The following is a 22966-nucleotide window of genomic DNA, read 5'->3' as shown; positions in this document are numbered from 1 at the left end:
GACGAGAAGCACACAACCAAATCTGGCTTGTCCTTTTTTGATAACCACCCCCTTTAAGGTGAATCAAACGTTAGTAATAGAGTCGATACATACAATTTGCGAGTCAAATCAGAGAGAATGTCATCTTAGATGGGAGGAAGCTAAAATCAATAGAAGTAGAAACAGAGGATGTTATGGGTCTTTTTAGAGTGAGTTAAGGAACATATTTATTCCTGTATTCTTACACGAGGGTATTTAAGCTTGAGTAAAGTATAAAGATATTACAAGAAACTTACAAGCATTTATGTAAGTGTTCCTTACAAGAAAATCAAAATTATCGCAGATAATTCCAAAATTTAACACTAATGCCTGTTAGTTGTGAAAGACAGCCTATTCACTTAGGTCGGCTGCCTCCTCCTGTTGTTTATTAACACTCGTGCCCGTTAGCGTAAGGTCATAACAACCATATTCGGGCGTAATCATTGGAGGTACTGTCTCGGTTCAACCATACCGCTTTTATTCCGAGCTTTTGGGCTCCTCCAACATCCATTAATATTGAATCGTCAAGAAACCATAGATACATATAAGATTCCTGTATGTCAGTTTTTAATAAAAATGATATAATTTTCATACTAACCTATCATATCAACAAAAAAGAATCTTCTTATGGACATAAAAAATGAGGGGATGGATGGTGTGTATGATTTCAAAAGGTCTGGAAAATGGTTCTTTGGTTATTGCAGGCGGGGGACGCTTACATTCGGATGTAATTGAGCGGTTTATAGGATTGGCAGGCGGTACGCAAGCTTCAATCATTGTGATTCCTACGGCTCAAGAAGAGAACCTGAACGCCAATAAAGGACAGGATTTTACTGCTTTTGAACAAGCTGGCGCTGCCAATATCACTTTCCTTCACACTAACGATCGAAATTTGGCTGATACGGAGGAGTTCGCCGCTCCAATAAAATCGGCCCATGCCGTATGGTTTTCGGGCGGAAGACAATGGAGGCTTGCTGACGCCTACCTGCACACGAAAGTACATCAGGAATTGAACGCTCTTCTTGACCGGGGAGGTACTATTGGCGGAACTTCTGCGGGTGCGACAATCCAAGGGTCCTATTTGGTAAGAGGAGATACTCAAACAAACACCATTCTCATGGGTGACCATGAGGAGGGTTTTGGTTTCTTGAAAAACGTCACGATTGACCAGCATTTGTTACGTCGAAACCGTCATTTTGATCTAGTTGAAGTTATCTCCGCTCATCCGGAGCTGCTGGGTATTGGTATTGACGAAGGAACGGCCATTGTGGTTCAGGGAACAACCTTTGAAGTAGTAGGTAAAAGTTATGTGTCCATTTATGACAAGGAGTATATGAATACTACAGGCGGTAAATTTTATTTTCTATCCCCTGGAGATACATTCAACCTGGAAACAAGAGAAGCAAAATTATCATACAATATGAATCAGGCTTCCAATCAGGCGTCAAACGAGTAGAGAGCGTAATGACCTGAATGGGCAACGGCAAGTTTAAGGGTGCCCGATCGGGTACCCTCTTTGTCGTATCCCATGGTTCGGGAATGCCGGGCCTTGACATATTCCGCACTGTGTAACGCAAGTTTTGGTCAATTCAATTGAGAAAGTAACGTTATGATATCTTTATGTCCTCTACGTTCAGCCCACGCTAGAGGCTGAGCCCACTTTTCATGTTCCGGAAGACGAGGATTCGCTCCCTTGTCTAGCAAAAAGCGAACTAATTCGGTCTTTCCATATTTCGCTGCCCAACCGAGTGGAGTAGAGTGGCTCTCCTCGTCAACCACGTTTAGCTCAGCTCCAAATTTAATGAGAAGCTTAGCAAATTCCAAGTTGCCGAGCCATGCAGCCTTATGGAGATACGAAACACCTACCCAATTTGCGTTATTCGCATCCGCACCGGACTCCAGCAGTAATCTGACCATTTCCAGACCGCTGTCAATGGCATATCCCATGAAATTATTGGCATACCAAGGAGCGTTTAAATCTGCTCCGCCTCTAATAAGCATCCTGACGATGTCTGTATGTCCGGATCCTGCAGCCATACAGAGCGGACCATAGTCACCGCCGGCATTTATCAAAGACGGGTTAGCTTTTAGGATTTCACCCACTAAATCGATTCTCTCCATCCAACAAGCTGCATCAAGATTAACCGAGGCTCCATAGGTATAAAGCAACTTCATCAACAAGTCGTTACCGTTGCTCATGGCAATGCTAACAGGATTGGCTCCTGACTCCACACTGGAATTCGGATCTGCACCACGCTCCAAGAGCAACCTTGCACACTCCTCATGGTTGCCTGCAACCGCAGCCCAAAGCGCACTTCCTTGCGGAGCGTCTCTTTCGTCGGCATTCGGATCAGCACCCTGATCCAGCAAAAGCTTTACCGTATTAGCATTCCCATACTTGGCCGCGTAGCTTAAAGGTCTCCTATCCACTGAATTTTTCGCGTTAACTAACTTGGGATCCGTATGCAGTAAGGAAGCAACACGGACAGAGTCGCCGACGGTTGAAGCGGTCCAGATGTCGTACTCTGCGCCGCACGCAACCAAAAATCCAACAAGGAACCATTGGTTTCTCATCGCTTGCTCACTTAGATCCCGAGCTGCACGAAACCAATAATCACCGTGAATAGCAAGATGGATGGGCATGGCCCCGTCCGACCTTTTGGCTTGAATATCCGCTCCGCGGCGGAGCAAATCTTCAATTAACCCGATCTGTCGGGTGAGAACAGCCCAGTGAAGGGGAGTATTGCCCCGTTCGTCGCCCGACCTAACCAGCTCTGGAGAATGATCCAATTCCGAAGTACATTCTCTCTCTGTCCCTCTTTTATCCAACCTGCAATTTTGTTGCCCGCAGGCGAGGTTTGAAAATTTTCTGCAAGATGCTGCTCCAGGATGTCCACGATTTGTTGGTATCCGCGATCTTTGGCTTTGGTCAAAGGATCGTCCTGCCATCCGAGAATTTGTGTGTTCTTGGTTACATCCGCTCCATATTCCAACAACAATTTGACCGATTCGGTATTTCCTGACCTGACAGCAAAATGTAAAGGGGTGAAATATCCCCATATGCAGTTTGCAAGTCCTGCGTCATTTCGAAGCAGTGCTTCTAAAGCTGCAGTGTCTCCGAGCATAGAATGGATAATCGTTTTCCTTTTGCTCTCTTCGATAGCTGTAAGGTCAAACCCTCTGAATATCTTTTTCGATTCCATGCTCACACCCACCGTCAGAGATAGATTCGTTTGATATACGGGGTGAATAATCTTTCAAAAGTATTATAATTTTTCTACCATTTTACTGAAAAATTAAATATGCTGCAATCGCTTGAGAATACGTCTTGGTACGTATCTGCCTTCATTTCCATACACTTTGACACTGTACACATGTTGAAAAGCATTATGGTCCCTCACTTCGAACATAAAAATGACTTGACAATATACACAATACAGCAGTAAGTTTATTTCACAGTATTCTTATGCGAATATAATATATTTACCGGTCAACCGGAAACAGCCTTGCGGCTCGTTTGCGGTTTTTTGTTGTTAGCTGACTGTATCCTTCAGATCAGGCAAGCAGCTCTGCTGACAGACCATCATTATTTTCGAAAATGGAGTGTGGAATGAGTTGAGCGAACGTAATCGGAAAGTGCATCTGAATGTGTTTGTGCGTATAGCAGGCCACCATGCTGGCGGATGGAGGCACCCCGAAGCGGAACCTGAACGCGATCTGGATATTGATAAATATGCAGAACTGGCTCTTTTGGCTGAGCGGGGCTTCATCGATTCGCTGTTTACGGCAGACAATTATTCCGGAACAGGCAGAAGGCTGGAGCCGTTCACTCTGCTTTCGGCGTTGGCAGCAATGACGAAGCATATCGGATTGATCGGAACGGTCAGCACGACCTACAACGATCCGTTTCATGTGGCCCGCAAGCTGGCGTCGATTGATTACTTGAGCAATGGCCGGGCCGCCTGGAATATTGTCACGGGGCATTCGCCGGGAGATGGGGACAACATTACGAGGTGGGGAGGTTATCCGGAGCAGAGCGAACGATATGCAATCGGCGACGAATTCGTCGAAGTTACCAAACAGCTATGGGATAGCTGGGATGATGAAGGTGCGGGTAGCATCGGGGAAAGTGAGCTGCGGGTTAACCATATCAATCTTCACGAAATTGATTTCAGAGGCAAATTCTTTAATGTCAAAGGACCCTTGAACATCCCGCGTCCTCCGCAGGGCTACCCCGTTCTGGTACAGGCGGGTTCCTCTGAAGACGGCAAAGAATTGGCGGCCAAGCATGCCGAGGTAATCTTTACTGCACAGCAAACGCTGGGAGCCGCACAGAATTTCTATGCCGACGTCAAGGGAAGATTGGCTAAGTACGGAAGGAATCCTGACCAACTGGTGATTATGCCCGGGCTTGCGCCCATTGTCGGAGAAACGGAAGCGGAGGCCAAAGATTTGGAGAATGATCTGTTCGGCCTCTTGAATCTGGAGAATTCGCTTGAGCGCGCTTCCCGTTTTTTTTCCGTCAATCTGTCCGAGTATTCGCTGGATGATCCGTTGCCGATCGATAAAATCAAACCGGAAGACGGCAGCCGTAAGAGCGGTATTACCAGCCGGCGCGAAGTCGTTCTCGATGCGGTCCGCAGAGAGAAGTTTACGATTCGTCAATTTCTGAATCGAAGCGCCGGTGGACACGGGCATGTCACGTATACGGGCTCCTACATTCAGGTGGCGGATTTTATCGAAACATGGGTGCGGGAGCACGGAGCGGACGGATTCAATTTATTGCCGCAGGTTGTGCCTCATGGCCTGGAAACATTTATTAACAAGGTCATTCCCGAGCTGCAGAACCGTGGAATTTTCCGTACGGCCTATGAGGGTACGACCTTGCGCGAGAATCTCGGACTGACTCGACCCGAGAACAAAAATAGGGAAATATGGACGACCCGGTACCAGGCCAACAAGGAAAATGTATCCGATCCGGTGCAGTAAAGCCGGAATTGATTCCGAATAAAAAAGAAGATGAGGTGAACAAGTTGACTAACGTCAATAGAAAAGCCCATTTCAATGTATTCATTCGCAGTACCGGACATCATGCCGGTTCCTCGAGGCATCCATCGGTTAATCCGAACGGAGGTCTGGATCTGGCGCATTTCGTCAATCAGGCGAGAATCGCTGAACGTGGGTTACTTGATTCATTATTTGTTGCGGATGGATACTCTGGCGCTTCCCGCCGATTCGAGCCGTTCACATTGTTTTCCGCGCTTGCCGTGCTTACGAAGCATATCGGTTTTATCGCTACAGTCGGAACGACCTATAACGACCCCTTCCATCTTGCCCGTCAATTTGCTTCGCTGGATCATATCAGCAAAGGACGCGCTGCATGGAATATCGTGACAGGGGCCCAGTCGGCGGCGCATAATTTCGGCCGGGATGAGCATCCGGATGTAGAGCAGCGATACAAGGTCGGCGAGGAATTTGTAGATGTTGTCAGGCAATTATGGGACAGCTGGGAAGAAGACGCTCTCGTGTATGACAAAGAGAAGGGTCAGCAGCTGGATTCAAACAAGGTCTATAGTATTAATTTTCAGGGTGAATATTATAAAGTGAAGGGTCCACTGAATATTCCACGTCCTCCGCAGGGCTATCCGGTACTCGTGCAGGCCGGATCTTCCGAAGGCGGCAAGGAATTGGCGGCAAGAACAGCGGAAGCAATCTTTACCGCTCAACAGACGCTTGGAGCCGCGCAGGAATTCTATAGGGATGTGAAAGGAAGACTGGGCAAGTTTGGAAGAAAGCCGGAACAACTGCTCATATTACCAGGATTGAGCCCGATTATCGGCGATACGGAAGCGGAGGCCAGAGACCTCGAAGAGGAGTTATTTTCACTGCTTAATACGAAGCATTCCCTTCAAAACTTGTCCCGTTTCTTTACGGTAGACCTGTCGGAATATCCGCTGGATGCGCCTGTACCGCTGGATAAGTTGAGGCCAGCGGAGGACTTCAGAGTCGGAATCACATCCCGACGGGATGTGATCATCGATGCTGCGATCCGGGATCAATTTACAATCAAGCAGTTCCTGAGCCGGAGTGCAGGGGGACATGGCCATGTTACCTTTACGGGGTCCGTCCTGCAGGTAGCGGACTTCATTGAGAAATGGTTTCGCGAAGGAGGCGCCGACGGGTTCAACATTTTGCCGCCGATTATTCCGTCCGGTCTGGAAGCTTTCGTGGACAAGGTGATACCGGAGCTGCAGAACCGCGGAATCTTCCGTACTGCTTACGAGGGCAAGACGCTGCGGGAAAATCTTGGTCTTGCGCGTCCCGACAACCAACATAAGAAAGTATGGGCTGCCAACGGCCAAAGTCTTGCCGCGCTGAATGCCTCCGGATAAATTTTGTGCCAACAATACCTACCGGATCACCGGAGAATGCCTGCGGGCTTCTTCGGTTTTTTGGTTTCGGCAAAGACTGGCATTCCAACAGGAACGGCGGGGTAACCCTAATTTGCTGTACAGATATGGAGGATGAACAATGAAAAGGACGATCACTTGGCTTCAACTCGCAATGCTAATGGTGTTTCTTGGAGCTTGCACATCAACGGGGAACAATGGGAGCCCCAATAGCCCCGACCCTCATCCGAGTAATGAAAGTGCCGATGACGAAGATTTCAAGAAGCTGGGCGCCGAACCGCTGGAACTGAAATTTTATAGCTACGGATCGACATTTACGGATTCCGAATTCGCGATAATGATCGCCGATCCCATCCACAAGAAATATCCGAATGTGACGATCAAGCGGATTACACCGGCGGAAGATACCCCACCGGAAGAAGTGTTGACTACATATACACCGGACATCATCTTCAGCAGCGCGAACCCGCAGCTGGTACGCACCGGTGTGTTCCAGGATCTGCGCGAGTTGATCAAACGGCATCATTTTGACGAGAGCCGCCTGAAGCCAATAGGGTACGATTACATCAAGAGCTTTACCAAGGGCCGGGGTGATGCTATTTCCGCGCTTCCGTTCAATATAAATCAGCAAATCATGTATTACAACAAGGATCTCTTCGATAAATTCGGCGTTCCTTATCCGACGGAGAAGCAGTTGACGTGGGACCAGACACTGGAGATCGCGGCTAAACTGACCCGGACCGAGAGCGGCGTTCATTATGTCGGTCTGGCCGCGGACAATCTGACAGGATTGTCCAAATCGCTCGCTCTTCCGCTGCTTGATGCAGAGACAGGCGATGCCGCTATTGATACGCCGGAGTGGCGAAGGATATTCGATCTGCAAAAAAGGATTTTCGATATTCCCGGTTATATTGCGACAGACAAGTTCTGGAACTGGGGCAGGGATCAGTTCATGAAGGATCAGGTGATTGGAATGCGGGTCTCCTTCCTGGCGAACATGGTGGGTCCGTTAGAGGAACTGCGCCAGCAGGGTGTGGAATTCAATTGGGATTTCGCCCCTTCTCCGAACTTTGAGGATCAATTGCCCAAGACAAGGGAGGCACAAATTCATACCATCGGAATCAGCAGCAAAAGCCCGCACCAAGACGAAGCTTTCCAAGTGCTCCAGGAGCTTCTGTCGGATGAAGGGCAGCGAATAATCGCCCGCAATGGCAGAGTGCCCGCCATTATCAATCCGGAGCTGGAGAAGGAATTCGGACAGGATATTCCTGTACTGAAAGGAAAAACGATCCAGAATGTGTTTGTAGGTACGCCAATTCTGAACCATTATATCCACCCTTACGAGACGGACATCCTCATCCGGCTGACAGAGGCTACCGAGGATTTGGCAATCAATGGACTCGATGTGAACTCGGCGATTCGCAAAGCAACCGAAGCGATCAACAAGGATGTTGATACCCTTCGCACGACACTGGGGGAACCCTATTAACGGTAAACAGTAAAGCGTCTGTAAAATATTTTCGTACTTCAATCGGGAATGGGATCAAGTTCTCTTCATCAGCAATTGACAAGAACTTGATCCCATAAATATAAGAAGCCGCTTTTTCTTCCGGCATTACAAGTCCTGATAGCTTAAAGTGAGTGATAGCTAGCGCCTCCCCACAGAATATGGAGGTTATACCGATCTTCTGGTGAAAAAGAAGTTATCAGTGGAAGTCTTCCACCCGAAATCTGGACCTCACAACTTCCTGGATGGAATCATCCTGAAACATGGTGAAAAAGCGTTTTGGTTCATAGAAATCCTTTTCCCAAACCCCTTCCGAATCCTGTCCGCCGTATACGCCATAAAAGAACAGCCCGCCAGGTCTGAGGACCTTGGCGATTTGACCCAATACGGAATCAAGCCGAGCCTTCGGCACATGGAGGAGGCAGTTTAGCGCGAAAACTGCGTCAAAGCTATCTGCAGCAAATGTTAATTCGGAGAAGTCCATGCAATAAGCGTTCAGCCCCTTCTCCCTGCAAAGCTTCACCATCTCTTCGGAAAGATCAGCACAGGTGACGCGAAGCCCCCTTTGCTCGAAATAGAAACTGTCACGCCCTGTTCCGGCGCCGATTTCAAGAAGCGTTGAGCGGTTTTCTCGAAGGACTTTCCCGACAAAACGTTCCCGTTCTTCAAACTTCCAAGGCTCAATTTCTGCCTTATCCCTTTGTGCGGCGAATCGGTTATAAGCTTGCTTCAATGTCGTTTTGTCGTAAAGTGTCATTTTGGAGTTCTCTCCCATCAGTCTTTTTGTTTGAATTACGTTTTCTATATTCATTTCAAGATTGACAGCAGTTCTTGAAATGGCGAGTGATTCTATGTATTAAATCTTTTCTTATATCTTCCAGAACTTTGGGAAGGAAATCAAGTTTACATCTTAGGTCGTTTTTCATGAAAATGGATAAATTATTTGCATGCAAAAAGATAATTGATGAAAATTCTGGAATGATGCCTTTTTCTAACGAGTGTGCTCTCGAAGTTATCATAATGTAATTTTTAGCGTCTGGAAAGCCCCATCCGATTTGCCCAAACTGGGTCGGTAACTATATTCAGTCCTTTGTTTGAATATTGTGTATATCGAATAATCCTTCTACCTATAGTCCCATGTTGATTGCTCATAAGTTGCTTTCTATTGGTAACTTACCGTATTCTTGGTAGAGTGTGTTTGTCAAAAAGGGGGTGGGGAATATGACGAAAGAAAATCCAAAGCTTAACGACATTTGGCCGGATCAAATAACGACGACTGAGGAGCAACAGCTGCGAAATGGAGAAGTAAACACTGAACATGAGGAAGAATGCGATATCAATATCGAGGCAACCCTTCGCGTTCTCAGCGGGAAATGGAAGCTGCAGCTGCTGTATGAATTGGTTGGTAAGACCCGGCGGTTCAACGATTTGCGCCGGAGGCTCTCAGGCATATCCCAGAAAATGCTGACTCAGCAGCTTCGTGAACTGGAAGAAGACGGTTTAGTAAACCGTAATGTCATTCCTGATATCCCTCCAAAGGTAGAGTATTCATTGACGGTATACGGGCATACGTTAGGGCCTATGTTTGACATCATGTTTGAATGGGGAGCAAACCATCGTCAACGCCTGGCGCAAAGCAGCAGCACTCCCCACGCATAAAACTGCCTTCGACTCTTCGATGTCATCTGAAACTGATAATTTAGAAAATGATTCAGAAGCTCTCAGGAACATAATCCTGAGAGCTTCTTTTTTAGTCTTCTTCTTTATTTCTCACTGTCCAATAATGCCATCGAATGTTTGTCATAACGCTCTCCCGCCACCTCTTCGGGGGCAAATACGCTGCCTATATCATTCAATTCCTCGGGAGACAGATGTATTTCCACTGCGTTCAATGCATCGTTCAATTGTGTGCGCTTGCGGGCACCAATCAGCGGAATGATGTTCTCCCCTTGACCGATTACCCACGCAATAGCCAATTGCGCCACATTGGTGCCGCGAGATTCCGCCAATCTGCGCAACTTCTCGACCAGCTCCAGATTATGCTCAAGATTATCCCCTTGGAAACGTGGCCCAAAGTTACGGATATCCGCCGGATTGCCTGATCGCTCCTTCGTCCATGCTCCGCTCAGAAGCCCCCGGGACAGTACCCCGTACGCACTCAGCGAAATTTTCAGCTCACGTAATACAGGCAAAATCTCTCGCTCACTGCCACGACTGAACAGAGAATATTCGATTTGCAGCCATGAGACAGGATGCACGGAATGAGCGCGGCGAATGGTATCCACACCTACCTCGGATAATCCGATATGCCGGACGTATCCCGCCTGAACCATGTCCGCGACCGCACCAACCGTCTCTTCGATTGGTACGTTCGGATCAAGTCTCGCTGGTTGATACAAATCAATATAATCGGTGTCTAGACGTTTCAACGTCTGGGCAAGGAAATTTTTCACGGAAGCAGGGCGACCATCGACGCCGCCCCAACCACCTTTCGGATCGCGCAAGGCACCAAATTTAACAGCGATAAAAGCCTGCTCACGGCTTCTCCCTTTCAGTGCTTCGCTAATCAGCATTTCATTGTGACCTGACCCATAGAAATCTCCGGTATCCAAGAGTGTAATTCCCGCCCCCATCGCCGCGTGGATCGTTGCGATGCTCTCCAGTCGATCCGCATCTCCGTACATATCCGACATCCCCATACAACCGAGTCCGATCGCCGACAATGCTTCGTTGCTTTGGCCAGGTTTGCGTTTTAGCATTTTAGGGTTTCCTCCGATTTCGATTTAAATTGCGATTGGTTCTACCAAGGCGTAAATCTAGTATGAATTAGAGGTTAGCCACCCACAAGGAGGCACTATTTACTCATCTGGTAACCTTCAGGTGACTTACTGTTGAATGTAGAGTCCATGCAGGGGTCCATAACAGCTTGCCGGAGAACGTGGAAAAGAATATATATCCATATAATGAAAAAAGCCGCGATTATGCGGCGTCTTAGATAACGCCCCTGCCAGGCGTACATAGCAAAGCGCATGCCGATGTCGGCATGCGCTTCTAAAACTGCGAAAGTTTTTTTATTATTGTACAGCTGTTTCCACATATTTTTTGAAATTATTTATAATGGCCTGCCATCCGGCTTGCTGCATCTCGATGGCATTGGTCTCTTCCGCGTCGAATGATTCAATGATTCGCGTGTCGTTGTCTTGGCGAATAAAAGCGATCTTCACTTTTCTGCCGTCGGCCATCGTATAGGAGATGCTCTCGTTAATGCTCACCTCGTCGTACACGCCGCCGAAATCAAATCCAAAGCTGCCGTCTTTGGCTTCCATTCTTGAGACGAATTTACCGCCGGGCTTCAGATCATTCTCGGCGTGTGGCGTGTGCCAGTCATCGGAGGCATTATTCCATTGTTTGATATGCTTCGGTTCCGTCCAATATTCCCACACGCTTTCGACGGGAGAATGAACGATTGTTTCTACTGTAATCGTTACCGGATTACCTGTTCCCATTACATAGCCTCCTTATATGAATGTTATATTCTCAAATAATACCATATTATCCACTTGCAGTCGATATGTCTGAAGTCCATGACTCTATAGGTCTCTTCATGATTTTCAACTTCATAGCAGCGGGTATATAAATCAGGTCGTGCAAGATCATGGTTGAACTGCCGCACTTAGTTTGACAATCCGTCATAAATAAAAGGAGCTGCCGCGGCAGCTCCTTTATGCGTAAATCATGGGGGAATCGTTTTACTTGCCCCGTTATTCACTTAAAAAATCTGTTTCCTTCATGAGGTTCATCATCATTTTCGCTGTTTCGGCACGGGTCGCGAAGCTCGCAGGATTAAAGTTTCCGTTCTCGTCTCCTCCAACGATGTTTAAGGTTGCCAGAACGGAAACTGCTTGCTTGGCATATCCGGCAATGGCAGCGGAATCCTTAAAGCCATCTGCGTCGACAGACGCAGGCTGCTTGTTCAGGTATTTCAATACCCTCAGAAGAATGACAGCTTCTTCCTGCCGTGAAATTTGTTGGTTGGGCTTGAAGCTCCCGTCTTCGTAACCGGTAATGAATCCGCGCTCGCTGACTGCATGGACAACTTCCCCATACCATGCGGATGGCGATACGTCGGTGAAGCTGGATGCTCCATCTTTATCGGTCAGTCCCAGACCGCCGGCCAGCATGGTGACAAATTCAGCACGGGTTACGTTACTGCGGGGCTTGAATGTTCCATCCTCGTACCCGTTAATAATCATCTTGTCGGCAAGCGTCTGGATAAATTCCTTGGCCCACGAATTGGCGATATCGGTAAGCGCAGTGCTGTGTCCGATTACGGCATAGGTCGAGTTATGATCTGCTTTTACTACTGCCACAGCCCGATCCCCAACATTCGGGAAGACGGTCGGGACAGGCGATACAGAACTGTCGTCATGAATGACTGCTCCTACCGATTTTGCAGGATCTGCAGCATCTTCGAGTTCAAAAGACAGGTTGATGTAAGTTCCTTCAAAATCGTTGAAATCATAATTCTTGCCGCCGGAAGCTATTGAAATCGCAAACTCAACGGCTTTGGACAGCAGCTTTCCTCCGCTCTTGCTGATGGCTTCAAGAGCAGCCGCATCCGAGACTACATTCATCGACACGTTGATCGTCGCCTTTTGTACGGTTGAAGCATCCAGGCCGATCTTTTTCGCTAGAGCGTCCACGTTCATGAATGCCGCCGGAATCTCGTAGGCGAAGCCGTCGCCCTGAAGCACGATCTTCGCCGAAGCCTCCTGTTTGCCGGCTTCCGTCAGCAGATCCGGCGTAAAGCTCGTAATGGACTTGCCATTCCTGGAAACCGATACAGGCACAACAATAGCTTTAATATTGGCTGTATCAGCCATCATTGCCAGCAGCTCAGTTTCATTGACGGTATTGACGGTTACTCCATCGGCATTTTGCTGAACGGTGACCGGAGCCGTCAGAATGGAAGAAGCGTCTTGCCCCAACAGGGATTTTGTCGCATCACTCACTTTAAAATCATCTTGTCCAGGCGCCGCCGGATTAGACGGTGAAGAAGGCCACGAGTCAATGCCTCTGCGCGTTACATCAACCGAATAGGTTTGCGTTGTCCCCGCTTGGGAGGTAACGACAACGCTGATGTCATTGGAGCCGACACTCAGATTAACCGGATTATCAATCCTCACGCCGTCAAGCTGCAGATACGCGGATGCGCGGCTGTCGGCAGTCTCATAGGTAACGCTGGTTACGGAGACAGCGTTTGGTACAGTCGCCGTATAGGCATAAACATTCCCAGTTACCGTCTGGTCTAATGTAATCCCGCTTAAAGCAAGCGAGCTTAAAGCGGCATTGCTGGAAGCGTCTGGTTTGTCGCCTGGCGTCCGGACCGTAATAGCCGGACCGTTGCTGCTCCAGCCGCCGGAAGCGTCGGCTGTTTCGACCTTGAAATTATAGGTTGTATCCTTGGTCAGGCCCGTGACGCCGTAAGAATTGCCGTAAACCGTATCCATGACCGATCCGTCCTTGTACAACCGGTATTGGGCGTTTTCCGCATGTGTATTCGCAGGCGTCCATGCCAGGGATAAGCTGTTTTGCGTCACATCGCTTGCCGTTAGCTGGCTGTCTTTGGGCCAATAGTAATCGTTTTTCGATATTTTGATAGAGTCGTACAGATACGGCGCTATCGCATACCCGTTCGGATCGTTCGCATCATATTCCAGGAAGTACGTGTCCAGCGACATCACGCCATCCTCTATTTTAACAGCCGTAAAGCTCTGCTGATGGAGCGAGGTATCATAGGTTGCCGAAGTTTTATCGATAAATTCATAGTCCGGCGAAACATGATACAAGGTGTTATCGTATTTTATTTTTTGATACCATTTCGAGTTCCCCATCGTTCCGTTCACAATGTACAAAGGCGAGTCCGGCTTGATGAACACTTCGCTGCCGCTATCTGCCAGCTTTTCAGGCTTGGCATTATAGCCGTCCTTGACAAAGCCCCTCGAAAAGCTATGGTCATGTCCCATCAGCACAGCGTCTATGTTCAACTCCTGTAAAACAGGCGCAAGAGCGACCCTGAGATCGTTAATGTCCTCATCGTCTACATGATCCGTTGCGGCGTATAGCGATTTATGAAGCATCACGATATGCCATTGTTTATCCGAACCAGCCACATCCTGCTTCAGCCAATCAATCTGCTTGTCCAAGCCTTCCCCGGAGTAGTGCTCCGAGTTAAGCACAGAGAAATGGGCTGGACCGTAGTCGAAGGAATAAACACTTGGCAGCCCCGCGTCCGGGTCGTCCGGATTATTCATATAATATTTAATCATATTTTCTTCATCGTGATTACCCAGCGCAGACACGACAGGTGTTTTCATGAAGGAGTCCTGCCCCGCCTGAAAAAGCACATCCCACTGTCCGTTGGAACTGCCGCTTTCAGTGTGATCTCCGGCAATATAGGTGAAGGACGCATCGGGAAACATCTCTTGCGCGGTCTTGAATGTTGCCGCGCTTGCCGCGCTCGAGTTAGAAACCTGCGGATCGGCCATGTAAGTGAACATAACCGAGTCATCCGAAGCAGGCGCCGTCTTGAAGCTTCCGGCAGGACTCCAAGCATTCTCGGCGGCATCTCCTACCCGGTAAATATATTCCGTTCCGGGCTCCAGCCCTGTCACGCTTACGCTGTGGAAGTTTCTTATTCCGTCAAAGACCAGCTCGCCCGGGGTCATATGAACCTCTTTGACCTCGTTCTTCCCCTTGAATCTTATGGATTGATTCGACGGAAGAGATGCCGAGTCGGTCTTCTTCACAATCTCAACGGTGCTGTCCGCCAGATCGATATTGTCTGTCGACCAGACAAGCGACGCGCTTGTTTGGGGATCCAGTGTAATGGAATTACTTATATCCTTGGGCATCTTATCGGTCAGAATTGCATATTTGGTGTATTGCTTGAACTGAGACCAGCCGCTTTCCTTCCCGTCTTCGCTCTGCACCTTAATCCAAAAGGTATACTGCGTCGACGGAGCAAGGCCGGTAAATGTTTTGTGCGGCTGCTGCTCCCATTTGATTTGATCGCTGGTCGGCCGCTTGGCGGATTGAATAATGCTGTAATCCGTAATCTTGGCTTCCCGATCTTCCGTATCGCTCGCATAGACGTCGATGGTGACAGAATTGGGCTCGACATCGCCTGCCTGCACCGTTACTTCAATGCTGGAGAGATAGTTATCGAAATCAAAGGCGAGCTCCTGATGCTCGAAGCCCTGCAGCACGGGGGAACTGAACGTTTTGCCTCCGTCAGTAACCGTAAGCATTTCCCATGTATGCCCGAAATCCCAGCCCAGAGCTTCATAGGTAGCCTGGTCATACAACTGTGCATCCGTTTTGGTTGTGCCGTCAAACGATTCGCCGCTGGCGTCGCCAACCTTCTTCATTTTATCGAACGACAAGAGGTCCGTGGCAACAGCTGGGGGATACAAATCCACATCCGGGTCGGGATCGGGATCGGGAACTGCCTTTACCCGCCCCACGGCCGAACCTACACTGCCTGAATTGGTAGCTGCTGTCATCAGCGGATTGGCAGCGACACTGTTTCGGATAACGCCGGTTCTCAAATCGCCGACAAGCCCGCCAACTCTTGTATAACCGTCAATGATGCCGGCCGAGTAGCTGTTCTCGATGAGTGTATTGGGGTTCAGAACACGTCCAGCCAGCCCGCCCTGACTGTCTTTGGTCCCTTCTTCCCTGACATTGACGAGGGAATAACTGTTCCTGATCGTGGGATGCGCGGCCTTGTCCGGAGCGGGCGTCTGCTTGATCGTACCGGAGCTGTACTCCGGAATTCTGCCTGCAATACCGCCTACGCTATGGTCGCTGCCGATGACCTCGCCCGTTACGTATACATTCTCGACCGTACCCCACAGCATGCCGGCCACGCCGCCGACCGTTTGTCCGCCGCGGATATACACATCGACAAGGCCAAGGTTTTTGGCAACTGCCTGCACATCGGAATCGCCAAGATGATTGAAAAAACCTACGGTTCCGCTGTTTGGCATATCAATTCTCAGATTAGCTATCACTTTGTGGTTGCCGTCGAAGGTGCCGTAAAATCTGCCGAATGGCTCAAAGTTAGTAATCAGCTTCATATCGATATCATTCATCAGCTTGTAATAACCGTCTTTGGGAATATCGGGATCGCCAAAATTCTGGCTTATATAGAGTAATTGCTCCGGGTTGCTGATTTCGTAGATTCCGTTATTTAAAACAGGCTTGTCCTCCGCAATAACCTCCTCGGCGTAAACTTTAGAGGAGAAATTCGCAAAGAAGGATACCAGCAACACAACTACCAGCAAAGATGACAAAAGCTTATTTCTTGGCATTGTTAAGCTCCTTTCGTTTATGTAACGTTCAACATAACAATCTAATGTTAATTTTCAACCTCATCTATTTAAAGTTCATGTAAAGGGCACTATCTTAAATCCAGATATGCAACCAAAAATAAAAAAAGCCGCAGACGCGGCTTCCATTATCGAATCAGAGAAATTTCTTCTTTCAAATTTTTCTACGGCAGATTCACTAGCTTCTCTTCCTGGGCGTCAAATAATGCAAGCTTGTAATTTATCTTTTCTAAGGTTTTGATAAAAAGTGAAATTTGCTCCTCTACTTTGTTTTTTTGACGCATCATCAACGTTCTCCGCTGATGCAGCGTCTTGCGCCCGCCCTTGTACAGCTCTACATACTCCTTTATTTCCGCCAGAGGCAAGCCCGTTGAACGGAGGACTTGCACCGTTTCAATCCAGTCGATATCAGATTCACTATACAAACGCACTCCGTTGTCGTCCCGCCTAACATGGGGCAGCACACTTTCTTTTTCATAGAAGCGTAAAGTATAACGGGAAACTCCCGTTTTCTCGGAAACTTCCTTAATCGTGTAGGCCATATGTCCGCACTTCCTTGTTATGGATTAGAGTTACTCCAAGATATTCTACCTTAATATCCCCGTTTTAACTATAAAGAGCCGTTCGCGAGGACGATGGCGGACATGTGAACGATGTCCGGCAGCAACTCAGCAAGCTCAGCCGTGGGGCAAACTCAACCGGTAAATTTGTGGATTCGCCGAACGGGGCGATGTGTTATACGCCGATATCGAGGTTCAGTTGTTTGACTTAGACAAGACTCTAGCCTGTATGCTGTTAATAGCTCTACTAGCTTGACAAATTCATTGCCTGGAAGGGGAAATTCAATTGAGTACGAAAAAAATCTGGTTCGTTACGGGTGCATCCAAGGGGATGGGCCTGACGTTGGTTAAAATGCTGCTGGCAAGAGGATACAACGTCGCCGCGACGTCGAGAACCGCCCAAGATCTCCAGCGGGCTGTGGGTGAAAACAATCATTTTCTTCCGTTGCAAATGAACTTGTCGGATGAAAATGATGTTAAAAGAGCGCTAGCCGCAACGGTCGATCGGTTTGGTCGATTGGATGTGGTCGTTAATAATGCGGGTTACGGACAGGTCGGACCCTTCGAGGAAATTCCTGATGCCGCCGCCAGGCAAAATTTCGAAGTCAACGTGTTCGGAACCTTTAATGTGGTGCGTCAAGCGCTGCCTCAGCTCAGAAAACAGAGGTCGGGACATATTATCAACTTCTCATCCACAGCCGGCTTTCACGGGTTCGGCGGAAGCGCCATTTATGCGGCCACCAAATTTGCCATAGACGGAATGAGCGAAGCGCTGGCTCAGGATGTTCAGCCTTTCGGGATTCATGTAACGGCTGTTAAACCCGGATACTTTCGCACCCAATTTTTATCCCCAGTATCCTTGAAAACGAGTTCGACCCATCTTATCAACGATTATGTTCCCCTCAGGGAAGCCCAGGAATCCGCCCTCAAACAATACGATCAGAATCAACCGGGTGATCCGAAGAAAGGGATGGATGTGCTGATTCGCGCAGCGGAGTCCGAACATCCGCCGCTGCATCTGTTTCTTGGGAAGGATGCTTACGAAGTCGCCCGCACCAAGATCAAAAGCGTTCAACGGGATCTGGCAGCATGGGAAGCTCTCGCTACATCAACAGACTTTGACTAACTGAGACACGGGGGTGAAAACCTGCAGGGGCGGCAAGGAGAAGCGTGCAGGATAGGGGGCAGATTGGGTGAGGCTGCCTCCACCTCCGTAGCCTCCATGCTTATGTTATTGTCGTTGTTGCTGTACAACTTCAAGTCTTCTTCTTTACACCCAAATAATGATCTCTCTGCGCATTATGCCAGGCTCTCCAAACTTCTTCAATCGACGCATCAAAGACCTGGAAAATGACAAGATCTTGTTTTTTCACTAAAGCTCCTCCTTTAACGTGCAATGGTGCTGGATCGATCAATGCTAGTTGCCAGGCGTTGATATAATGTTTATCTCCAATACTAAGGTAATCCACAGTCGACTCTTCTGCTTTTCGCCTTTCATTTGTTGACTGGCATTCGCCAATCACCTGCCCGTTATTTCAGTAGAAAAAAGGAGCAGCTGCCGTAGCAGCCGCTCCTTTTATTGTGCCCAGTTGGCTTGCAAATTTTCTTATTCCCCATTCCGCGAAACATTATAAGACCTTGCCCAGCTCTCGTTAATGCTCACCTCGTCGTACATGCCGCCGTAATCAAATCCAAAGGTCGAATAGCCAGCTACGACGCTGACCATCCCTACAAAGCAGCATTCGACCAACAAGGACCACGACTGCCGGTGCACTCCTACAATTGCCCCCGGCGGGCTACTGAGCCGCCTGGGTGGACCGTTTTTCGTTTTCCGTCGCGCTCATTGTTTGAAGTAGTGGCCTTCTTCGATGTCTGCGATCAGCGCAGGGTGCGTTGGCTGCCAGCCGAATCGTTCCCGGGTCAGTGCGCTCGACGCCGGGTTGTCGATTGAAACCAACGGGGCAAGAAATCTGAAGTGCTGGCTTGCCTCCTCGGCCGTCATACTTACGGCTGGGATTTTCAACTGGCGGCCGATGGCCTCTGCGACGTCCCGAAACGGCACCCCCTCCTCGGCGACCGCGTGCAGTCGCGTACCGGCCTGGGCGGATTCCACAGCAAGCCGGAATAGGGCCGCCGCGTCAAGTCGATGCACAGAAGGCCATCGGTTCAATCCGTCGCCGACGAAGGCGGATACGCCCGTCGCGCGAGCTATGCCGATTAGGGTCGAAATGAATCCGCGCGTGTCGCACTCGCCGTGCACGGTCGGCGCCAACAACACCGAAGAGGAGCGCACGCCGCGCTCGGCCATTGCGATTACGGACTCCTCAACTGGGAGACGCAGCGCTGTGATTGTGTTGGGAACGGCGGGAGTCTCTTCGCTGAGCAGGCGTCCCGGCGTGCGGCCTATGACTCCCGAGGTGACCGCGAAGGGTTTGTGAGTTCCTTCCAATTCCAAACCGATCGCTTGAACTGCGTTTAGCTCAACCTGCGCGCGTACAGTCGAGTCGGCGGTCTCGGAGATGTGCTTGTTCGCCGCGTAGATCACCGCGTCTGCTGCAGCGGCTCCGGCACGCAAGCTGTCGAGGTCGTCGATGTCACCGCGGTGCACGTCGATGCCGACTCTCGCCAAAGTCGCAGCGGAGGTGTCGGAACGGGCGAGACCCAGGACCTGATGCCCAGCGTCGATGAGTTCGCGTACGATGGCGGAGCCGATGAAACCCGTCGCTCCTGTGACAAAAACACGCATAAAGAATTCCTCCTAAAATGAAAATGATTACTTACATGTGCAATGCTAAAGTATAGAGTGCGCTCGATAGCAATGCCGTTCGAATCAATGCTTGCCCGTCAAATTGATAGCTATATCTTGAAAGCAGAAAGCTTTGTAGTAATTCCAGGTTAGCGTGACCTGTTTAAATAAGCTAGGAGGCGGGTAATCTATATTGCAGAAACCATTTTGTTTTATGAATTGATAAGACCTTCAAAAATGGGGGTCTATTTTTACGTATCCAGTTCCTATACTTATACGGAGGTTAGCCATGCACCGCGTAAATCTGAACCAGGAAGCCTTCAATCAGCAAGTGTTTGAGCATGCTTCTTTCGGAATTGCCCTTGTTGCGCCAGACGGTTTGATTTTGACAGTAAACCCTGCCTGTGAGAGAATCTTTGGCCTCACCAGTGCTGAGTTTGAAAACAAGTTTTTTGGCGCTCTCTCTCACCCCGATGATGAGATGGCAAGCTTTGACAATCTCAAGGCGCTGATGGGAGATGATAATAGGGAGATACAGCTCGAGAAGCGGTATATCAAAAAGAACGGCGACACGTTGTGGGGACTGCTCTCCGTCAAATTGTTCTGCAACGAGGCGAACCAGCCGATATATTACATTGCCCAGATTATTGACATTACCAAGCAAAAAGAATCAGAACAGCGGCTGCAGGAATCTGTTGAACGGTACACGTCGCTCAAAAAATACAACCACGACGCTGTCATTTCCTTTGGCCTCAACGGCGTTATCATTAATGCCAACTCGATGGCGGAAAAGTTGACAGGCTATCAAGTCCAAACGGATCTAATCGGGATGGAGCTTTCGAATTTAATTGGGCAGGCCAATGTGAGCCTCATTTTAGAAAAGGCGCTTAACGATAATACGATTGAACAGCAAATTGACACGATTGTCACCAAAGACGATGAAGTCGTCGAAGTGCTTACAAGTCTTGCACCGATTTTTGTGAACCAGAAAAATATCGGGTTCTACCTCATCTGCAAGGATATCTCCGAGCAGAAACAGCTGCTGATGGCAAAGGAGACAGCTGAGTCCACGAACAAAGCCAAGAGCGAGTTTCTGGCTATGATGAGCCACGAAATTCGCACCCCTATGAATGGGGTGGTGGGAATGACGGATATTTTGCTTGATTCCACGGATGTAAATGACGAGCAGCGAGGCTATCTGGAGATCATCAGGAAAAGCGGGGAAACCCTGCTCAACATTATTAATGACATCCTTGATCTTTCCAAAATCGAGGCAGGCCGAAGTGAGCTGCAAGAGGATACCGTTGATCTGCGCAACAGCATCAAGGAGTGCTTCGGCGTCATTTCCACAAGAGCCGATGAAAAGCAACTGGAGCTCTCCTACACCATCAATCACGATGTTCCCGATTTTATTTATTGCGATGCCGATCGCTTGAAACAGGTGCTCCTTAACCTACTCGGAAATGCCGTCAAATTTACAATCAAGGGCAGCATTTCGGTTAAGGTGATGCGAGTGAAGGAAAGTTCTCCCCGGTTGGCCTTTATTGTAACGGATACAGGCATTGGGATAGATCCTCAGCATCTTAACGACATTTTTGAACCGTTTGCGCAGCTTGACAGTTTTATGGTGCGCAGACACGAAGGAACTGGCCTCGGTCTTGCCATCAGCCGCAAAATCATCGAAATGATGGATGGCGAGATTTACGCTGAGAGTGACGGAAAGAGCGGTTCGACGTTTACCTTTACCATCCCGCTAAAGCAATCATCGAAACCCAACCGTGAAGATGAACGCATGCAAGTGCATCAAACGTCACGCAAGGCGAGCATATTGGTCGCCGAAGACAATCCCATTAATCAGCTGGTACTGACGAAAATGCTTGAAAAAATGGGGCATACGGTTACCATTGTCACAAATGGCATCGATGTTGTCGAAGCAACGCGCAAAGAGCCGTTTGATCTCATCTTCATGGATCTGCACATGCCGATTGTGAACGGCCTGGATGCAGCGAAGAAAATAAAAGAAGAGCTCAAGGAGCAAAGTCCCCGTATCGTTGCAGTCACAGCCAATGCCCTAAAGGGCGACCGGGAAAAGTGCATAGCTGCGGGGATGGACGAGTATGTAAGCAAGCCTGTAAAGCGCGATGTCATCCTAAAGCTTTTAAACCGATTTGTGAATGAATAGAAAAAGGCCGAACGTTTAAAACGTTCGGCTTTATTCCATATCCAGAGATATATCGCTTTCCATCAAGTTGAAAGCAATGCCCGTGGTGAAGGGCCCCCGCGCGGCAGACCTGCATTGTGCTATCGTGCTTCGTCAGCTGCATGTTCCTTGCCCGCTTTGTACCAATGCAATGCTTTTCGTTCCAACTCTTTCACAAACGCCCAATCCTTTCGGCGGGCAACATGGAGAACAGCGCCCCAGTGGCGGTGAACCGACTTTTCTGGACGGCTATTAAGGCGAACTCGGATTTCGTTGAAGAGCTTATCGCGTTTCCATTCCTCCATAAGTATGTGTCCGGAGAAAGTTTCGAGTAGTTTAATGTACTCATCAACATGATAAATGCGCTCCCAGTCGAAGTGTCGAACGTGAACAACCTCAAACAGCCCGCTTTTCTCAATCTCATCTCTTTGCTCGCGCAGCTCGCCTGGCCGCGGCCATTCGTTGTTGTCTACCGATTTACCCTCGCCGATCTCATAGTAAACGGCTTGAATTTCACGGAAGAATGGGTCCCCACCGTCTCGAAAAACGTGATCTGCGTTCCAAAATGCCAGATGTCCGCCTGGACGAAGGATTTGCCAAGCCTTGAGGTATCGAACTTCGGGATCAACCCACTTCCAAGCGGTTGCAGCGAATACCAGATCAAACCCTTTCTCCGTCTCTGGTTGCCAGTCCTCGATACTTCCCGTGATTATGTCAACGTCCATTCCGACAAGGTTTTGACGGGCAGCTGCAGCGAGCTCAGCGCCAAGTTCTACGCATGTAATTTTAAATCCGCGCTTGGCTAACGGAAGAGTAGCCTTTCCTGTAGCACAACCCACTTCCAACAAACGATCGCCTGGTTGCAAATCCGCCGCATGAATCAAATCATCGAACAATTCTTCCGGGTAATCCGGACGCGCCTGCTGATAAAGGCTCGCGGATTGTTCAAATGACTTGCGCAATATCTTATAGTCATTCTTCCAGTTCATTATATTCCTCCTTGTATGTTACTCATATTACCAACGGGCCATTATCACAGCCCAGTCGTACAGTTTCTAGATCAGCATCTATCTGGATTCCTACAATCGATGACTCCATTGCTCAATCATATTTTACCAGATTAGACCTATAC

The 22966-nt window shown here is 48.8% G+C and carries 18 protein-coding genes; 7 read left to right on the top strand and 11 right to left on the bottom strand.

Annotated elements, in window-relative coordinates:
• Window positions 1-679: 679 nt before the first annotated feature.
• Window positions 680-1474, top strand: coding sequence for a cyanophycinase (locus tag AC0YNV_RS16150; protein WP_475768980.1), 795 nt, complete (start codon window positions 680-682; stop codon window positions 1472-1474).
• Between the two features lie 128 nt (window positions 1475-1602).
• Here the strand turns inward: AC0YNV_RS16150 and AC0YNV_RS16145 are convergent, their stop codons facing one another.
• On the bottom strand, window positions 1603-2808 hold the full coding sequence (locus AC0YNV_RS16145; RefSeq protein WP_475768979.1) for an ankyrin repeat domain-containing protein: 1206 nt from the start codon (window positions 2806-2808) through the stop codon (window positions 1603-1605).
• Window positions 2718-3221 carry an ankyrin repeat domain-containing protein gene (locus AC0YNV_RS16140; RefSeq protein ID WP_475768978.1) on the bottom strand — a complete coding sequence of 168 codons (504 nt, stop codon included), beginning with the start codon at window positions 3219-3221 and terminating at the stop codon, window positions 2718-2720. The genes AC0YNV_RS16145 and AC0YNV_RS16140 overlap by 91 nt, the downstream gene beginning before the upstream one ends.
• Window positions 3222-3633: 412 nt before the next feature.
• On the opposite strand from AC0YNV_RS16140, the gene AC0YNV_RS16135 reads away from it, so the two are divergent.
• From AC0YNV_RS16135 to AC0YNV_RS16125, 3 genes are all read left to right on the top strand, one after another.
• Window positions 3634-5007, top strand: coding sequence for an LLM class flavin-dependent oxidoreductase (locus tag AC0YNV_RS16135; protein WP_475768977.1), 1374 nt, complete (start codon window positions 3634-3636; stop codon window positions 5005-5007).
• Window positions 5008-5051: 44 nt separating this feature from the next.
• Window positions 5052-6410: an LLM class flavin-dependent oxidoreductase gene (locus tag AC0YNV_RS16130; protein ID WP_475768976.1), complete on the top strand. Its 1359-nt coding sequence runs from the start codon at window positions 5052-5054 to the stop codon at window positions 6408-6410.
• Between the two features lie 139 nt (window positions 6411-6549).
• Window positions 6550-7917 (top strand): ABC transporter substrate-binding protein, encoded by a 1368-nt coding sequence (locus tag AC0YNV_RS16125; protein WP_475768975.1) that lies wholly within the window; start codon window positions 6550-6552, stop codon window positions 7915-7917.
• Window positions 7918-8134: 217 nt separating this feature from the next.
• Here AC0YNV_RS16125 and AC0YNV_RS16120 read toward each other — a convergent pair whose 3' ends face one another.
• Window positions 8135-8746: a class I SAM-dependent methyltransferase gene (locus AC0YNV_RS16120; RefSeq protein WP_475768974.1), complete on the bottom strand. Its 612-nt coding sequence runs from the start codon at window positions 8744-8746 to the stop codon at window positions 8135-8137.
• Window positions 8747-9156: 410 nt separating this feature from the next.
• On the opposite strand from AC0YNV_RS16120, the gene AC0YNV_RS16115 reads away from it, so the two are divergent.
• Window positions 9157-9594 (top strand): winged helix-turn-helix transcriptional regulator, encoded by a 438-nt coding sequence (locus AC0YNV_RS16115; protein ID WP_210044368.1) that lies wholly within the window; start codon window positions 9157-9159, stop codon window positions 9592-9594.
• A 104-nt stretch (window positions 9595-9698) separates the two neighbouring features.
• Here AC0YNV_RS16115 and AC0YNV_RS16110 read toward each other — a convergent pair whose 3' ends face one another.
• From AC0YNV_RS16110 to AC0YNV_RS16095, 4 genes are all read right to left on the bottom strand, one after another.
• Window positions 9699-10694, bottom strand: a complete 996-nt coding sequence (locus AC0YNV_RS16110) for an aldo/keto reductase (protein ID WP_475768973.1) — start codon at window positions 10692-10694, stop codon at window positions 9699-9701.
• A gap of 315 nt (window positions 10695-11009) precedes the next feature.
• Window positions 11010-11441 carry an SRPBCC family protein gene (locus tag AC0YNV_RS16105; RefSeq protein ID WP_210044355.1) on the bottom strand — a complete coding sequence of 144 codons (432 nt, stop codon included), beginning with the start codon at window positions 11439-11441 and terminating at the stop codon, window positions 11010-11012.
• 255 nt (window positions 11442-11696) lie between these two features.
• Window positions 11697-16310 carry an S-layer homology domain-containing protein gene (locus tag AC0YNV_RS16100; RefSeq protein ID WP_475768972.1) on the bottom strand — a complete coding sequence of 1538 codons (4614 nt, stop codon included), beginning with the start codon at window positions 16308-16310 and terminating at the stop codon, window positions 11697-11699.
• Window positions 16311-16492: 182 nt separating this feature from the next.
• Window positions 16493-16870, bottom strand: coding sequence for a MerR family transcriptional regulator (locus tag AC0YNV_RS16095; RefSeq protein ID WP_475768971.1), 378 nt, complete (start codon window positions 16868-16870; stop codon window positions 16493-16495).
• Window positions 16871-17174: 304 nt separating this feature from the next.
• On the opposite strand from AC0YNV_RS16095, the gene AC0YNV_RS16090 reads away from it, so the two are divergent.
• Window positions 17175-18014 (top strand): SDR family NAD(P)-dependent oxidoreductase, encoded by an 840-nt coding sequence (locus AC0YNV_RS16090; RefSeq protein WP_475768970.1) that lies wholly within the window; start codon window positions 17175-17177, stop codon window positions 18012-18014.
• 130 nt (window positions 18015-18144) lie between these two features.
• Here the strand turns inward: AC0YNV_RS16090 and AC0YNV_RS16085 are convergent, their stop codons facing one another.
• The 3 genes from AC0YNV_RS16085 to AC0YNV_RS16075 form a co-directional block, all read right to left on the bottom strand.
• Entirely contained in the window at window positions 18145-18357 is a 213-nt protein-coding gene (locus AC0YNV_RS16085; protein ID WP_475768969.1) for a hypothetical protein, read from the bottom strand.
• A gap of 137 nt (window positions 18358-18494) precedes the next feature.
• Window positions 18495-18662: a hypothetical protein gene (locus AC0YNV_RS16080; RefSeq protein WP_475768968.1), complete on the bottom strand. Its 168-nt coding sequence runs from the start codon at window positions 18660-18662 to the stop codon at window positions 18495-18497.
• 66 nt (window positions 18663-18728) lie between these two features.
• Entirely contained in the window at window positions 18729-19634 is a 906-nt protein-coding gene (locus AC0YNV_RS16075; RefSeq protein WP_475768967.1) for an SDR family oxidoreductase, read from the bottom strand.
• Between the two features lie 289 nt (window positions 19635-19923).
• Between AC0YNV_RS16075 and AC0YNV_RS16070 the strand changes: the two genes are divergently transcribed.
• Entirely contained in the window at window positions 19924-21816 is a 1893-nt protein-coding gene (locus AC0YNV_RS16070) for a PAS domain S-box protein (protein ID WP_475768966.1), read from the top strand.
• A 119-nt stretch (window positions 21817-21935) separates the two neighbouring features.
• Here AC0YNV_RS16070 and AC0YNV_RS16065 read toward each other — a convergent pair whose 3' ends face one another.
• Window positions 21936-22823: a class I SAM-dependent methyltransferase gene (locus AC0YNV_RS16065; RefSeq protein WP_475768965.1), complete on the bottom strand. Its 888-nt coding sequence runs from the start codon at window positions 22821-22823 to the stop codon at window positions 21936-21938.
• Window positions 22824-22966 lie beyond the last annotated feature (143 nt).

It is taken from the genome of Paenibacillus sp. JT31N11 (assembly GCF_056269285.1).
The sequence above is the reverse complement of the archived record's forward strand: the minus strand, read 5'-3'. Positions and strand labels throughout refer to the sequence as shown.